This is a genomic window from Bacillus sp. RC51, assembly GCF_044908115.1.
In the GTDB taxonomy this organism is placed as follows: Bacteria; Bacillota; Bacilli; order Bacillales; family Bacillaceae_G; genus Bacillus_A; species Bacillus_A mycoides.
This window is the reverse complement of the sequence record NZ_JBIYCW010000009.1, coordinates 1-16352: the sequence shown is the minus strand read 5'-3', so window position 1 is coordinate 16352 and position 16352 is coordinate 1. Positions and strand designations below refer to the sequence as shown.

At 36.0% G+C, this 16352-nt stretch carries 15 protein-coding genes; 10 read left to right on the top strand and 5 right to left on the bottom strand.

Translation table 11 applies throughout. From position 1 onward, the window contains the following. Positions 1–67 precede the first annotated feature (67 nt). Positions 68–244, bottom strand: a complete 177-nt coding sequence (locus ABH959_RS18035) for a hypothetical protein (protein ID WP_002091123.1) — start codon at positions 242–244, stop codon at positions 68–70. A gap of 125 nt (positions 245–369) precedes the next feature. On the opposite strand from ABH959_RS18035, the gene ABH959_RS18030 reads away from it, so the two are divergent. The 4 genes from ABH959_RS18030 (at position 370) to ABH959_RS18015 (ending at position 3759) form a co-directional block, all read left to right on the top strand. Further along, positions 370–651, top strand: coding sequence for a gamma-type small acid-soluble spore protein (locus tag ABH959_RS18030; protein WP_002125062.1), 282 nt, complete (start codon positions 370–372; stop codon positions 649–651). Positions 652–839: 188 nt separating this feature from the next. Further along, positions 840–1094: a YgaB family protein gene (locus ABH959_RS18025; RefSeq protein ID WP_002010338.1), complete on the top strand. Its 255-nt coding sequence runs from the start codon at positions 840–842 to the stop codon at positions 1092–1094. Between the two features lie 319 nt (positions 1095–1413). After that, positions 1414–1944 carry a nucleoside tri-diphosphate phosphatase gene (gene ntdP, locus ABH959_RS18020; RefSeq protein ID WP_000506630.1) on the top strand — a complete coding sequence of 177 codons (531 nt, stop codon included), beginning with the start codon at positions 1414–1416 and terminating at the stop codon, positions 1942–1944. Positions 1945–1998: 54 nt separating this feature from the next. Next, on the top strand, positions 1999–3759 hold the full coding sequence (locus tag ABH959_RS18015; protein ID WP_002169212.1) for an ABC transporter ATP-binding protein: 1761 nt from the start codon (positions 1999–2001) through the stop codon (positions 3757–3759). Between the two features lie 14 nt (positions 3760–3773). On the opposite strand, the gene ABH959_RS18010 is transcribed toward ABH959_RS18015, so the two are convergent. The 3 genes from ABH959_RS18010 to hemL all read right to left on the bottom strand — a co-directional run bounded on the left by ABH959_RS18010 (position 3774) and on the right by hemL (position 11070). Further along, positions 3774–4862 carry an aromatic acid exporter family protein gene (locus ABH959_RS18010; protein WP_002063696.1) on the bottom strand — a complete coding sequence of 363 codons (1089 nt, stop codon included), beginning with the start codon at positions 4860–4862 and terminating at the stop codon, positions 3774–3776. Positions 4863–5131: 269 nt separating this feature from the next. Beyond that, a complete protein-coding gene (locus tag ABH959_RS18005) occupies positions 5132–9568 on the bottom strand; it encodes a glutamate synthase-related protein (protein WP_404493014.1) in 4437 nt (1478 codons plus the stop codon). A 203-nt stretch (positions 9569–9771) separates the two neighbouring features. Next, on the bottom strand, positions 9772–11070 hold the full coding sequence (hemL, locus tag ABH959_RS18000) for a glutamate-1-semialdehyde-2,1-aminomutase (protein ID WP_002010346.1): 1299 nt from the start codon (positions 11068–11070) through the stop codon (positions 9772–9774). 127 nt (positions 11071–11197) lie between these two features. Here hemL and ABH959_RS17995 point away from each other — a divergent pair, with 127 nt between their 5' ends. The 6 genes from ABH959_RS17995 (at position 11198) to perR (ending at position 15491) form a co-directional block, all read left to right on the top strand. Then, positions 11198–12211, top strand: a complete 1014-nt coding sequence (locus ABH959_RS17995) for an ABC transporter ATP-binding protein (protein ID WP_113937950.1) — start codon at positions 11198–11200, stop codon at positions 12209–12211. Then, positions 12204–12995: an ABC transporter permease gene (locus ABH959_RS17990; protein WP_113937949.1), complete on the top strand. Its 792-nt coding sequence runs from the start codon at positions 12204–12206 to the stop codon at positions 12993–12995. Before ABH959_RS17995 ends, ABH959_RS17990 begins: the two co-directional genes overlap by 8 nt. Before the next feature lie 4 nt (positions 12996–12999). Further along, positions 13000–13785, top strand: a complete 786-nt coding sequence (locus ABH959_RS17985; RefSeq protein WP_113937948.1) for an ABC transporter permease — start codon at positions 13000–13002, stop codon at positions 13783–13785. A gap of 72 nt (positions 13786–13857) precedes the next feature. Next, positions 13858–14262: a potassium channel family protein gene (locus tag ABH959_RS17980; protein WP_002091112.1), complete on the top strand. Its 405-nt coding sequence runs from the start codon at positions 13858–13860 to the stop codon at positions 14260–14262. Between the two features lie 44 nt (positions 14263–14306). After that, on the top strand, positions 14307–14762 hold the full coding sequence (bcp, locus tag ABH959_RS17975; RefSeq protein ID WP_113937947.1) for a thioredoxin-dependent thiol peroxidase: 456 nt from the start codon (positions 14307–14309) through the stop codon (positions 14760–14762). 300 nt (positions 14763–15062) lie between these two features. Further along, complete coding sequence (gene perR, locus ABH959_RS17970) at positions 15063–15491, top strand: peroxide-responsive transcriptional repressor PerR (protein WP_165762387.1); 429 nt, start codon at positions 15063–15065, stop codon at positions 15489–15491. An 86-nt stretch (positions 15492–15577) separates the two neighbouring features. Here perR and ABH959_RS17965 read toward each other — a convergent pair whose 3' ends face one another. Next, entirely contained in the window at positions 15578–15934 is a 357-nt protein-coding gene (locus ABH959_RS17965) for a YgzB family protein (protein ID WP_002063699.1), read from the bottom strand. Positions 15935–16352: the final 418 nt, after the last annotated feature.

Genomic DNA, 16352 nt, shown 5'->3' with positions numbered 1-16352 from the left:
AGAACTTTGGAACACGTTTTTTTATATTGAAAATAAATTTGTATTTTGAGGTTGAAAATCCACGCGTTTATAATCCGCCCCGTGACTCGATTTCTTTCACAACTTCTTTATAAATCGTTTGTCCCTCTACATTTAGATAAGGCATAATTTGCTGAAATGAATGATGAAAATAAGCTAATTCATCCTCTTTCCATTCATTTTTGGAAATCATAGTTAGCTCAGTCATATCACGTCCAGTATACATATTCCCACCTCCATCATATGTAGTTTGAATGAGTGATAAGAGATATATACGTGAATTTTTAAAAAGAAAATTAGGGATAACTTCTAAGTGAATTGGTTACATTATTGATTGTGGAGGTGAGAAAGATGAGTAAAAAACAACAAGGTTATAATAAGGCAACTTCTGGTGCTAGCATTCAAAGTACAAATGCTAGCTATGGTACAGAGTTTGCAACTGAAACGAATGTACAAGCAGTAAAACAAGCGAACGCACAATCAGAGGCACAGAAAGCACAAGCTTCTGCTGCTCAAAGTGCAAATGCTAGTTATGGTACAGAGTTTGCAACTGAAACAGATGTGCATGCAGTGAAAAAACAAAATGCACAATCAGCTGCAAAACAATCACAATCTTCTAGTTCAAACGAGTAATGAAAGAAAAACACTTCTCCAATTCGAGAGAAGTGTTTTCTTTGTGTGCGTGTCACTGTAATGAAAATAAAGGGAACGACATAACTTCTAATAAGTCAACAAATATAGTCAAAGGAGAAAGAAGTTCACGATTAGAAAATATGTAATAGGAATTATAACTGGCGAATGAATCAAAAAGGGGGTAAGTGATGAACGATTTTGATAAGTTGGTAGGAGAGCAGTTGGAAACGATGGATGAGCTTTTAAAGTTACAATCACATTTAGAGAAGTATCAGCAAATTGAAATGAGTGGAAGGGATACGTGCGATAAAAAAGAATTGCATTTTATCCGTCAAGAAATATATAGAACAGAAATAGCATTAAAACTTTTGCATGAAAAATTTGAACAGCAAACGAATAATGTGATTCAATCTTTTGAAACCGAAAAAATAATTTCAAATTAAGGGTGAGATATGTTGTTGATTTTAGGTGAAAAGTCCTTTCTTAAACAGAGGTGAGGGGGCTTTTCTTTTTGTTATATCTTCGTTTAATCTTCTAAAATACGTATTGCTAATTCATAGGAAATGTTCCTTCGTTAAAAGGGTTAGTGATGTAGTATTCAATAATACAAACTTCATTATATTCCTCATGAAAACAAGTGTCCTATCGCTTTAGTTTTAAAATTTTGACAAAAAAGTTATAATAGAAAAAAAGTGAATGCAGTTCAAGGGGTAGTTAAGACAACTTAAGAAAAGCATTTGCGGTTGAAAGAAGGGAGCATATATGGGATTTCCCAAAGAAGGAGAAAAGGTACAAATACATAGTTATAAACATAATGGCTCCATTCATAGAATGTGGGAAGAGACAACAATTTTAAAAGGGACGCAGAGCCTTGTGATCGGAGCAAATGATCGTACAGTAGTTACGGAATCAGATGGTCGAACATGGGTTACTCGCGAACCTGCGATTTGTTACTTCCATGCTAATTATTGGTTTAATGTAATTGGAATGCTGAGAGAAGAAGGAGTATATTATTATTGTAATTTAAGTTCTCCTTTTGCATATGACTCTGAAGCATTAAAGTATATTGATTACGACTTAGACATTAAAGTGTATCCAGATATGACATATACACTTTTGGATGAAGATGAGTATGAAAAGCATAGTCAAATCATGCAGTATCCACCTGTTATTGATACAATTTTAAAACGAAATGTAGCACATTTAACACAGTGGATTCATCAAAGAAAAGGTCCATTCGCACCGGATTTCGTAGATATGTGGTACGAAAGATATTTAATGTACAGAAATTAAAACAAACCTGCAGGGAATTTCCCGGCAGGTTTGTCCTATTAGAGGGGGGATTATGTGCAAGGTATAAAAAGATATTTACAATTTGTTAAACCATATCGATGGCTTATTGCTATTACAATTATTATTGGTCTTGTGAAGTTCGGTATCCCGCTTATTATGCCATGGTTATTAAAGTATATTATTGATGATGTTATTCAAGGCACGGGATCGCTTCAAGAAAAAACGTCTCAATTAATAACCGCAATTGGGATTGCTTTTTTTATTTTTGCAGTAGTAAGACCGCCGATAGAATATTATCGTCAATATTTCGCGCAGCGCATTGCCAATACAATACTATACGATTTACGAAAATACATTTTTGGGCACTTGCAAAAATTGAGCTTACGTTATTATTCGAACACAAAAACAGGGGAGCTTATTTCACGTGTAATCCATGATGTAGAACAAACGAAGGACTTTGTAATTACTGGTCTTATGAATGTCTGGTTAGATACTGCAACAATTGTTATTGCCATTATCGTTATGTTTTCTATGAATATAAAATTAACCTTTGTTGCTTTATTAATCTTACCTATTTATGTAGTTGCAGTGAAATATTTTTTCGGGCGCCTTCGAAAATTGACGAAAGAGCGCTCGCAAGCGTTAGCAACTATGCAAGGGTATTTACATGAACGTATTCAAGGGATGCAAGTGACACGTAGTTTTGCATTAGAAGAGTATGAAAGAGGACAGTTTGAAAAGAGAAACAATGAATTTTTAACGAAAGCACTAACTCATACGAGTTGGACGGCGAGAACGTTTTCGGTAGTGAATACGTTAACGGATTTAGGGCCGTTACTTGTTATTGGTTTTGCGGCATATGAGGTAATTCAAGGGTCGTTAACACTGGGTACGATGGTTGCTTTTGTTGGATATATGGATAGTTTATATAGTCCGCTTCGTCGCCTTGTTAATTCATCTACAACATTAACACAGTCTTTCGCTTCGATGGATCGAGTGTTTGAATTGTTGGATGAAAAATACGATATTGTTAATGTGCCAAATGCGGTGCAAGCGAAAAGGCTAGATGGGGAAGTTATATTTGATAATGTTTCTTTTCGTTATAATGCGGATGAAAAAGAAATATTGCATAATCTGTCATTAACTATGCGCCCGGGAGAGAAGGTTGCGCTTGTAGGGGCAAGTGGAGGAGGAAAGTCATCTCTTGCTAGTTTAATTCCGCGTTTTTACGATGTTTCTGAAGGTGCAGTTTATATAGACGGGATAGATGTAAGAAAGTATAATATGAGAAATTTACGTAGTCATATTGGAATTGTGCTACAAGATAATTTATTATTTAGCGATACAATCGGGGCTAATATTTTATATGGCAATCCGAAAGCTACAGAGGCGGAAGTGATTTCAGCTGCCAAAGCTGCACAAATTCATAATTTTATTACAGAGTTGCCAGAGGGCTATGATACTGTCGTTGGGGAACGTGGTGTGAAATTATCTGGTGGACAAAGACAGCGTGTAGCAATCGCACGGGTTTTTCTAAAGAATCCGTCTTTACTTATATTAGATGAAGCAACTTCCGCTTTAGATTTAGAAAATGAACGATATATTCAAGAGGCACTGCAAACGTTAGCTGCAGATCGGACAACAATTATTATTGCACATCGATTAGCGACGATTACGCATGTTGATACAATTATTTATGTTGAAGATGGTGAAATAAAAGAAAAGGGTTCTCATGAAGAGTTAATGAAAAAGAGGGGGTTTTATTACAATCTATATCAACTTCAGCATATAACAGAAACAGCTCCTTTAGCGTAAAAGGAGCTGTTTTTTTATTCGTCTTCTTTTTTATCTTCGATTTGGAGTTCGCTTTCTGGTTTATGGTATGTGTAGAAGCTATCCACAAGTAAATCTAAATGCTCTACTTCCTCACTGTAGTTAATAATTGAAGAAATAAGAGGGAAGAGGTGTAACCATATTTTATATGCTTCCTCATCGTCTTTATTTTGATAATCCATAAAGATATCAATCAATTCTTGTTTACCGGTTTCAACTTCATCAAGCATCTCAACGGATTGTTGTTTCTTTGCTTTACCAATAAATTTTAATAACACTTGTTCGTGATAATGCGTTAATGAATCAAGTTCGTTTTGAATAGATTCCTGAAACTCTTCTGGCATATAGCGCAGTTCATTTTCGGTGCGATGTAATGATTTTAACGTGCTTAAAGCGCGGCTTGTTGTCGCTAACATTTGTCTGAATAAAACGAGCTTACGAATTTTCGCGAATTGTATTTTTTTCGTATAGCTTCTTTCTTCTTTATACAGCAAATAGTAATGATTTAGTTTAATCATTTTTTCTTTCATGCGATCAATATCGGTTTTTAGCGTTGTAAAATCAGAAGCTTGCCTACTGTTCATACGAATCCATTTAACAATTTCCTCTGTATTATCAACGATGCGATGGTAAAGTTTTGTTTCATATTTTGGCGGCATAAATACTAAATTTACAAGCGAAGCCGCAATAATTCCAATCATAATCGTCGCGAATCGAAGTAAGGCAAAATTAAAGAAATCTTCGCCTTGATACTCCATAATGGCGATAACTGTTACTAAAGCGAGTGATATTGTTTTTTCTAAGCGTAATTGTAAAGTAAGAGCAATTACTAATATACACGTTAATCCAATAATAAAAGGATTATGTCCAAAAGCAGTAGCAAATACGATAGCGAATACAGCACCAATTACGTTTGCTTGAATTTGCTCAAGAGCAGTTAAATACGAGCGGTATACAGACGGTTGAACAGCAAAGATAGCTGAGATTCCCGCAAATACAGGACTCGGTAATTGAAGTAAAATACAAGCAAATAAAGCTAATGTAATGGCAATACCCGTTTTTAAAATGCGAGCACCAAGTTTCATACCCTTATTGATATCCTTTCTCTTGTCATAATGAATGTACAACATGATACTATACATTCATTACAATATGTTAGCAAGTGATATTTTAGTGACGTTAAAAAGTTTAATAAATAAATTACAATCAATTTATAATTTCTCCAAATTCACTTTAAACATCTATTCTTTAATAAAAAAACCTGCTGAATTTCAGCAGGTTTCAAATTGTTATTCTAGATTACTATGCGATGCTCGCTTCGTCAATTTTTTTATGAAAATAAATATTGTACATGTCATTCAGTTGAAATAGATGGATCCGCCTGTTCTTTTTTCGGGATAATTTCATAGAAGTGAAGCTGGATATCATCTAATAATGGTGTTAACAAAGCGACTTCTTCATATTGTTCGTGCTCATTTAATACACGAATGTAGTCTAATAATAATTCATTCACATCTTGCAAACCATTTTTACTAATTGGCTGTAATGTTACATTTGCACCTTTAGCAATTCTTCTTTTTAAAGCGTGTTCTGTTAAACCTAAGTTTGGATCATGATGTAAATAAACAACACCACCAGTCATGCCGGCACAAATCCATGGACCAGGATCTCCTAAAACAAGAGCGCGACCATTTGTCATATATTCAAAAGCAAATCCTTTTATATTAGAATATACTCCGATATTTCCTTGTTCTTTTTCGCGGAGTGGTTTTGTAATTCTGCCTCCAATTATCATATCTGCTCCAGAAAGGCGAATGCCAGCACGAGCATCGGCGTTACCTTGCACGTATAATGCACCTTTTTGAGCACCGTATCCAAATCCTTTTCCGACAGAACCGTTATAATATGTTCCATCTGTTCCTTTTGCTTTCGTTATATAAATGCCACCGCCAAATGAAGTTTTTCCAATTCCATCTTGCGCGCCACCATTTACGTGTATAAATAAGTTCTCGCTATTGTACGCGCCTAATCCGTTTCCGGGAACAGATCCGTTTGTATACTTTAATGTAAGTGGTTCAAGATGAGTGTTTTCATATAATTTGCTACGAATACGATAACAGGATTCTAGACCGCCCATTACGCGTTGCTCTACGCCGACGCTTACTAATTCTTTTGACTGGAGAGAATTTGTTGTTTCAAATTGTTTTTCTTGTACAGATGCCGTTATTTTCACAGATGAATCTTCTATCGTTTGTATTAAATTACGTAAGTCTAATAAGTCCTTGCCTCGAGTTTGTTCTAATAAATCCGATTGTCCGATAATATCTTGTAAGTTTGTGTAACCGAGCTGCCCTGTTAAACGTTTCAATTCTGTACCGAAAGTAGTGAATAGGCTTAATAGCCCTGTAACTGCGCTTTCTAATTCACGTGGAACGAAACGGCGCAGTCCATGTTCTTTCGCTTGAGCTTCAGATTCAATTTGTGTTGCAATTCCGACGTGGCACGTATCAAGATGACAACCACGGCAAGTTGTACAGCCGATTGCAATCATTGATAATGTGCCAAATCCGATCCGGTTTGCTCCGAGGAGCATGATTTTTAAGGCGTCATTTACACTTCGAATACCGCCATCTGCCCAAATCTCTACTTTATGTCTCATATTTGCTTCTAGTAACGCATTGTGAGCAGCTTTAACACCAATCTCTACAGGAAGACCAACATGTTGCAATGCGTGAATACGCGCAGCACCTGTTCCGCCATCAAATCCACTAATGTTAATAAAGTCAGCGCCAGCTTTTGCGATACCGACAGCAATTGTTCCGATGTTAGGAACGACAGGAACTTTTACAGCTACTTTTGCAAGATGATTAGCCGTTTTAATTTCTGTAATCATTTGAGCCAAGTCTTCAATTGAATAAATATCATGGTTGTTAGAAGGTGAAATTAAATCCGAACCAATTGTAGCATTACGTGCTTCCGCAATTTTGGCAGTCACTTTTGAACCAGGCAAATGTCCACCTTCACCAGGCTTCGCTCCTTGACCTATTTTAATTTCAATTAAATTTGATGAATTTAGTAGTTCAGCGTTTACTCCAAATCGGCCAGATGCAACTTGTTGTCCGCGTGTATGTGGGTACTTACCAATCATATCTTTAATTTCGCCGCCTTCACCGTTCAAACTAATCATATTTAGCTGATCGGCAGCTTCTGCATACGCGCGAAAGGCAATTTCATTTTGAGAACCAAATGACATAGAACTAATAATAAATGGTAAATCATGATTGTGAATGCCGATGGACACTTCTTCAGTCGGAACTACATGCTGTGCTTGTTTTGTTTGAACAAGGTGCCTGATTGCGATGGGAGTGTTTTCTTCTAATTCACTTAACTTGTCGCGGTAATCATCATAAGAGTTTCCTTTTGCAACATCACCAATTGCTTTCCAAATCCGCGGGAATATATGAAATGATTTTCGCATTCTAACTTTTGGATCGTTAAAATCCTCAGCTCGAATTTTTGCATCTTCAGCAAGTGATTCAAGTGAAAAAGCTAAATTATTTGAACCGCAGAAGTTTGTAATTTGTAATATATTTGCGATTTCCTCATGTAATCCAATAGAGGAGAAGAGGCGACCGTAACCGCGTAATTCATGAATTCCAATCGTTGAAATTACTTTCTCTAGTCCTTTATTAAGTGCGGTATACAAATTAGTAATTGGTACTTTTGTTTCATCATTTACCGTTGCGAACAATAAATATGGATTAATACCATCTGCCCCTAATCCGTATAGCGTGACGATATCGTGTAAGGAGCGAAGGGCACCGGAACGTATAACGAGAGAGCATTTCCGGCGTAATTTATTTTTAGTTAATGCTTGATGTACTTTGGCAGTAACTAAATGTGGGTCAATCCATAACAGTTCATTTTGATGAGATTTAGCATCATCTAATAATAGTAGGGAAGCACCATTTTTAACGGCTGCTATCGCTTCGGAACTAATTCGATTTAATGCGATTTGTAGAGTTTCTGATGGACTAAATGTAACAGAAATTGTAGAGACAGAGCTATGAGTAATGAATAGCTGTATAAGTTGTTCGTACGTAATCGTGTGTAAGTCTGCCGCGATAGATTGAGCTAAATTCCCTTCTAAAATAATGGGTGAAAGCATCTCGATTACAAATGGTTGTTTAGAGTTATCTAATAAACCCGGACGCTCTCCGAGTACAGTACGTGTGGAGAAGTGTTCAACTTCTCGATCGCGATCGATTGCTGGATTTGTAACAACGGCTACACTTTCCTTAATGAAATCAGCAATATTTCGTCTATCTGTATCAAGTGCGGCAAGTGGTGAGTCATGCCCAAGTGAACGAATTGGTTCGACGCCTTTTGTCGCCATTTGTTCAAGGAGCTGAATATGTTCTCGATCCCAGCCGAAAGCGACGTATTGATTCGTTTCAACTTGAACCGAATCACATAATCCCTCAGTTTCTTTCGTTTCAGGGATAGATAAGTTTACATGATAATTGGTAACATCGATTCGTTTCTTAAAACGGTTATATACTTCAATTTGATAATTGTCGTATTCATAGAGAACGAGCTCATCTTGTTGATTCCATTTTAATCCAACTTTTTCTCCAGGAGCGAGTGGTTTCGGCTCTGCTACATATTCAGTTGGTGATACAACTCCAGGTTCAGAAGAGAAAATATAGGAGCTCTCTGTCTCTACTTTCCAAACTGGGCGTAATCCAAGGGAATCGACACTGAAAACAGCTTCATCTTTATAACGTGAAATAATACCAGCTGGACCTTGTGCGAAATGCCCCCAAGCCTCACGTATATAAGTGTATAAGTTTTGTAAGTTTGTTTCGTAAAGCTTTATTTCATTAATAATTGGTGGAAATAATATATCCATTGCTTCAAATAAACTGTAGTTATACTGAACGAGAAGGGTTTCTAAGGTGCGGTTTAAATCTTGGGAATCACTGCCCCCGGCAGTAAGTGGTACATTAATCATTTCAGCTTGATCGCGTAATTTTGCAATCGTGTTAATTTCGCCATTATGTCCGAGAATGCTAAATGGTTGTACACGAAAAAAATTAGATAACGTATTAGTAGAATAGCGATTATGTCCTAGTGTCATAGTTGAAGCGATAAGTGGGTGTTGTAAATCATTGTAATAAGCAACGAGTGTATCGCCAGCACCGAGAACTTTATATACAACATGTTCATGACTTAATGAGGCAACATGAATTGCTTCATTTTCTTCGATTTTTATTGTTACAGAAAATAATGTTTGCTCAATATTTTTAACTTCACTTTCGGCGATAAGGGCAATTTGCCAAAATAAAGGTTCTTCTTGTTTACCAAGAGGACCGAGTGCATCTGAGTTTATTACATCATCATTTTCGAGAACAATTGTAAAGCTTTCATTGTTTAGTTGCGTACGAATGTAATCTTTTAACTCGGCAATGTTTTCTTTTTTATTTAGAAAAAAATGTCCAACGATAAAGTGGGGATGATCCACAATCGTTGGATTATATCCGCTACTTTTCAGTTTTTCATTCCAAAGTGCTTTTGGCATGTCGATATGAATTCCGATACCATCTCCTTCTCCGTTAATGAAACCAGCTCTATGATTCATTTTGACTAGAGATTGTATACAAAGATCGATGTTTTCTTTTGTAGGAATTCTTCGTTTTTCCATAACGGAAACGATTCCACACGCATCATGTTCTGCATTTTTATAATTCCGAAATAAAGACGGTGTCCATTTATTTTTTTTATTGAGCATCCGTCAATCCCCCCTCTGGAAAATGAATTTTGAATAATCTTACTATTCAAGGCGTGAACTGCCTTGTATACATGGATAGTAAAGATATAAAAGGATATAAAACAGATAATTATGAATAATTATACTATTAATGAGGGATTTATGAAATAGAAAAAAGGAAAAAAGAAAGATGGGCTTTCTTTTTTCCTTTTGTAATGAAGAGATTATTTATTGTTCGCTAGGGTAGAAAATGCTCTGCCAACAGCTTCAATTGTATATTCAATATCTTCTTTTGTATGTTCTGTCGTTAAGAACCATGCTTCATATTTAGAAGGTGCTAAATTAATACCTTCTTGAAGCATCAGCTTGAAGAATCTACCGAACATTTCACCATCTGTATTTTTGGCTGCATCGTAATCTTCAATTGTATTTGTCGTGAAGTATACAGTTAATGCACCCTTTAGACGGTTTACTGTAATATCAATGTTATGTTTTGTAGCTTGATCTAAAATTCCTTTTTCAAGCATTGCGCCAAGTGCATCTAATTTCTCGTATACGCCTTCTTGTTGAAGTACTTCTAGACAGGCAATCCCTGATGCCATAGAAGCAGGGTTCCCAGCCATTGTACCAGCTTGGTATGCAGGGCCGAGCGGTGCAACTTGTTCCATAATTTCTTTCTTACCACCGTAAGCACCAATTGGAAGTCCACCGCCGATAACTTTACCAAGTGCTGTTAAATCTGGGGTTACGCCAAGTAAGTCTTGAGCGCCGCCATACATAAAGCGGAAAGCAGTAATAACTTCATCATAAATTACTAGTGCACCAGCTTCGTGAACGAGTTCATTAACTTTTTCAAGGAAGCCAGGTTTTGGCTCAACAATACCGAAGTTTCCAACGATTGGCTCTACAAGGATAGCTGCTACTTCGTGTCCCCATTTATCTAACGCTTCTTTTAAAGTTTCTACATTATTAAATGGAACAGTAATAACTTCTTGAGCGATACTTTGTGGCACACCAGCTGAATCAGGAATTCCAAGAGTAGAAGGACCAGAGCCAGCTGCTACAAGTACTAAATCGGAATGACCGTGGTAACAACCAGCGAATTTCATAATTTTTGTGCGGCCAGTGTAAGCACGAGCAACACGAATGGTTGTCATAACGGATTCTGTACCAGAGTTCACGAAGCGAACTTTATCTAAAGCGGGCATTGCTTCTTTTAACATTTTTGCGAATTTTACTTCTAGTGCTGTTGGAGTACCGTATAGTACGCCGTTTTCAGCCGCTGTTTTAATTGCTTCTGTTACGTGTGGGTGAGCATGTCCAGTAATAATAGGGCCATACGCTGCTAAATAGTCGATATATTTATTTCCATCTACATCCCAGAAATAAGCACCTTTTCCGCGTTCCATTGCAACAGGAGAACCGCCTCCAACTGCTTTAAAAGAACGGGAAGGACTATTAACACCACCAACGATATGTTCTAAAGCTTCTTTATGTAACGCTTCTGATTTTGTGAAATTCACTACAATTCATCTCCTTACAAAAATCTATGTATTATTCTAACATGTTTTTTGAAAAGACGTATTGTTTGTGATAGAAGGAGCAGTTGGGTAAACTATTCGTTGTGACATTTAGGAAGGGGGTCCGATTATGAAATCGGTAATTGAGGTACAAGGGTTACGTAAAGAGTTTACAGCTTATTCAAGTCGTCCGGGCTTAAAGGGTGCATTTCGCGATTTATTAAATCGTAATTATAAAATAGTACCAGCAGTAAATGATGTTTCTTTTACTGTAAAGCAAGGTGAAATGGTTGGTTATATTGGTGAAAATGGTGCTGGTAAATCAACGACAATTAAAATGCTGACGGGGATTTTGACTCCGACATCAGGGCAAATTACAGTGAACGGAATGAACCCACACAAACAGAGAGAAGAATTTGTAAGAACAATCGGTGTTGTGTTTGGTCAGCGTTCTCAGCTTTGGTGGGATATCGCTGTACAAGAATCATTTCGTTTATTGAAGAAAGTGTACGGTGTATCGGATGCTCAGTATAAGGAACATATGGAACATGTTATTGAAACGTTAGATATTGGTCCTTTGTTAGATAAACCGGTACGGAAATTATCTCTTGGTCAAAGAATGCGTTGTGAATTAGCAGCGGCGTTAATTCATAATCCGCCGTTATTATTTTTAGATGAGCCAACAATTGGACTAGATGTTCTTGTGAAATTGAAAATACGAGAATTCTTAAAAGAGATGAATGAACGTTATAAAACAACAATTTTGTTAACAACACATGATATTACTGATATTGAAGCTTTATGTGAGCGCGTCATTATGCTTGATGAAGGAAGCATTATGTATGATGGATCTTTAGGTAACCTTCGCACGCAGTGGGGAGCGGAGAAGGAAATACATTTTCAGTTTGTTGCTCCGGTTTCATACCAGGCGTTATCAATGGTTATGCCTGATAGTCATGTCGTTTGGTCAAAAGCAAAAGAGGAAAATGCGTGGGTTGCAAAAATACCGAATGAAGAAGTTATCATTTCTATGCTGATTTCTAAAGTGGTACAAGCTTTTCAAATTAAAGATTTAAAAATTAACGAAGTGTCTACAGAGGAAATTATTCGTAACATTTATGAAGAAGGTATTATGCATGGGTAAGTATATTGAAATGATTCGGATTCGCTTTTTAATGATGCTTGCCTATCGTACAAATTATTACAGCGGGATTTTAATTTATACGATTAATATCGGTGCGTATTATTTTTTGTGGCAAGCGATTTATAGCGGGAAAGAGAACATTGAAGGTTTATCTATTTCACAAATGACTACTTATATTGCGATCGCATGGATGGCACGTGCTTTTTATTTTAATAATATAGATAGAGAAATTGCGATGGAAATTCAGGAAGGACGTGTGGCGGTAGAGCTAATTCGTCCGTATAACTATTTAGGTATGAAAGTTATGCAAGGTCTTGGAGAAGGGATATTTCGTTTTGCTTTCTTTTCAATTCCAGGTATGGTTATTGTTACGTTATTATTTTCATTACAAATTACAACGAATTTTCAAACATGGTTATATTTCTTCTTATCTTTAATATTTAGTTTTATCATTAATACACAAATAAATTTAATGACAGGGATGCTTACATTCTTCTTATTTAATAATAGTGGAATTATGTATGCGAAACGTGTCGTGATTGATTTATTTTCTGGTTTATTATTACCGATTAGTTTTTATCCGTTATGGGCCCAAAAAACAATGATGTTTTTACCGTTTCAAGCAATTAGTTATATTCCAAGTATGATTTTCTCTGAAGGTATACAAGGAAGTAAGTTATATGAAGCTTTATTATTTCAAGTGATGTGGGCAATTATACTTATTATTCCAATTGTACTCATGTGGAAAACGGCGAGAAAACGTCTAATTGTACAAGGGGGATGATGAGATGATATATATAAAATTGTTTTTGCAATATGCAAGTCAATATATAAAAACAAAATTGGAGTATCGTGGCGATTTTATCGTCGGATTACTTTCAGATTTATCACTACAAGCTGTTAATTTAATCTTCATTCTCGTTGTGTTTGGGCATACTCAAGTACTAAAAGGGTGGAGCCGAGAAGAAGTAATCTTTATCTATGGGTTCTTTTTAGTACCGTTTGCCATTTTTTCAGCTTTCTTTAATATATGGGACTTTAATGATCGTTACATTATTAAAGGAGAAATGGACCGTATATTAACGAGACCGATTCATAGTTTATTTCAAATTATATTAGAAAGAATGGAACTTGAATCTTTAATTGGAGCTATTACGGGGATTATTGTGATGGGTTATGCAGCAATGGAGCTGCAACTATCTTTTTACTGGTATGATTTCTTCTTATTCCTACTTATGGCAGGGGGAGGAGCACTTGTGTACGGCGGGATATTTGTTACGCTTGCAAGTCTTGGCTTTTGGTCGGATGCGAAAAGTTCCATTATGCCGCTTATGTATAACATAGGGAATTATGGACGCTACCCTGTTGATATTTATAACCGTGTTATTCGCTTTGTTTTAACGTTTGTTTTACCGTTTGCATTTGTTGGGGTATATCCAGCGGCATACTTTTTAAGAAAAACAGAGTGGAATAGCTATGCTTTCGCAACACCAATTGTTGGTGTTATCTGTTTTACTATTGCAATTACCCTCTGGAATCAAGGGGTTAAACGATATCGTGGTGCGGGAAATTAATTATAGAAGCTTGTTCGTTTCTAAGGGATAAATCCGCTATAGTCCTCATACATATAAAATGAGGTGGAGGACATGTTATGGGGATTTATTCTATTAATTGCGGCAATCGCTATTTTGAGAAGTGTCCAATTATTATGGAGTTCATATTCAAATTCCAATCGTTTCTTTTCGCTGTACAATTTAGCTACGTTGTTTTTAATTTATACAACGGTACTGATTGCGTTTGGATTAAGTTATGTTGTGCTAGAGGAAATGGGTTTTGCGGTTTTAAAAGAAGATGGGGATAGGCTAAGTGCTCATTCCTTTCAACTCGTTGAAATATGTTTATATTTTAGCGCGGTTACTTTATTGTCCGTTGGATATGGTGATATAGCTCCGATTGGAATCGGAAGATGGATTGCAATTGGAGAAGCATTAATTGGATATACATTACCGTTTGCTTTTGTGGTAAGGACTGTAATGGACAATGAAAAATAAGGTAGCATTTGTTATAGTAATAGAAAAGAAAAGGAGTGATAACAATGATCACAGTAGGAAAAATAGCACCGGAATTCACATTAGAGGGAAGTACCGGAGAACAAATTCGCTTAGCTGACTTCCGAGGTAAAAATGTAGTTTTATATTTTTACCCGAAAGATATGACTCCAGGGTGTACAACTGAAGCATGTGATTTTCGTGATGCATATGGATTATTCCAAGAGAAGGACACAGTCATCCTTGGTGTAAGTCCTGATTCGGTGAACAGACATATGAAATTCATCGAGAAGCATGAGCTTCCATTTGTACTTTTAGTAGATGAAGATCATAAAGTAGCAGAATTGTACGATGTTTGGAAGTTGAAAAAGAACTTTGGAAAAGAGTACATGGGAATCGAGCGTTCTACATTCCTTATCAATAAAGATGGCGAACTTGTAAAAGAATGGCGTAAAGTGAAAGTGAAAGGACATATTGAGGACGTTCTTTCTTATATAAAATAAATCTATATTAATGTGGAAAAAAATACATATGTAAGGCATGCGTCTATACATATTTTCTTGCGATACATAAAGTGAAAGTGTAGGGCATACCTCCTCAGATGATAGTATTCCAAGTGCGATTATGTCGCACTTTTTTCTATGTAAATGTATAGGAAATACGGGAAGTTACATAAGAATAAGGCTATATACAAAAATAAACCACATACTTATAGTAGAAATATTGACGATTTATAAGAAAAGGAGTACACTCTTTATAAGAATTATAAAATAATAATCCGTATAGAATCGGGGTGCATGACGGTGGTCAAAGAAGAATTAAAAGAAGCGCTAGAAATGCTGAAAAATACGGGTGTACGCATTACTCCACAGCGTCATGCTATTTTAGAGTACCTTGTGGAATCTATGACGCACCCAACAGCGGATGACATTTATAAAGCATTAGAAGGTAAGTTTCCAAATATGAGTGTTGCAACTGTCTATAATAACTTACGTGTGTTTAAAGAAGTTGGACTTGTAAAGGAATTAACTTATGGGGACGCTTCAAGTAGATTTGATTATGTTACAAGTCAACATTATCATGTGATTTGCGAAAAATGTGGTAAGATTGTTGATTTTCCTTATGGAGGTTTGGAACAGCTTGAAGAGGAAGCTGCGAAAACGACAGGATTCATTATTAATAGTCATCGCTTAGAAATTTATGGCGTTTGTCCAGAGTGTCATAAGGCGTAATATATAATAAAGAAAGAGGGTGACGATTAAGTCACCCTCTTTCTTTATTATATAGGGATGAAAAAATACTAAAGTGAAAGTACGTGTTATCCTTTATAGCTTTTTTTATTGTACTTCTCATTAAATTCTTTTCCTTCTAAACTCGGATCCAGTGTTAAAGGTTGGTTGCAATGCATGCATGCGTCGACACGACCAAGCATTTTTGTTGGCTTATCGCAGCTTGGACAAATAATTTGTACAGTCTTAGTAGATAACATACCAATCCAAAAATAAACGACAGTACTAGCGATAACAGCTAAAAAGCCAACCATCATAAATGTTGTCATAATAATAATGTTGTCACGGAAAAAGACTCCTAAGTATGCAATGAAGAGGCCGATAAATACTAAACTTAATGCAAAGGTCCGAATTTTATTGATTTTGTTCGAATATTTAATGCTCATTCTTAGCACCTCCTATAATAATAATATAACATAAAATTTAGAATTTTCACTCGTTCAGAAACGTGATAAAGCGATAAGATATGAAATGTGGAGTATGATGAAGAATGAAGGGAGGCTATAATGATTTTTGAAACGAGTTTTTTAACATTTAACGGGATGTGAAATTTTTTTATAAAAAGTATTGACCCTACATATACTGCATGATATATTAATAAACGTCGCTGATGCGGAAACGCAGTGAACGACAAAAAAAGAAACTTGAAAAACTTAGTTGACATCGGAATACGAAGATGTTAACATAAGAAAGTCGCAATTGAGCGGCGAAGTAGTTCTTTGAAAACTGAACGAAACAAACAACGTGAACGTCAATTTTTATTTTTAGATGCTAGACAAACTAACTTTATTGGAGAGTTTGATC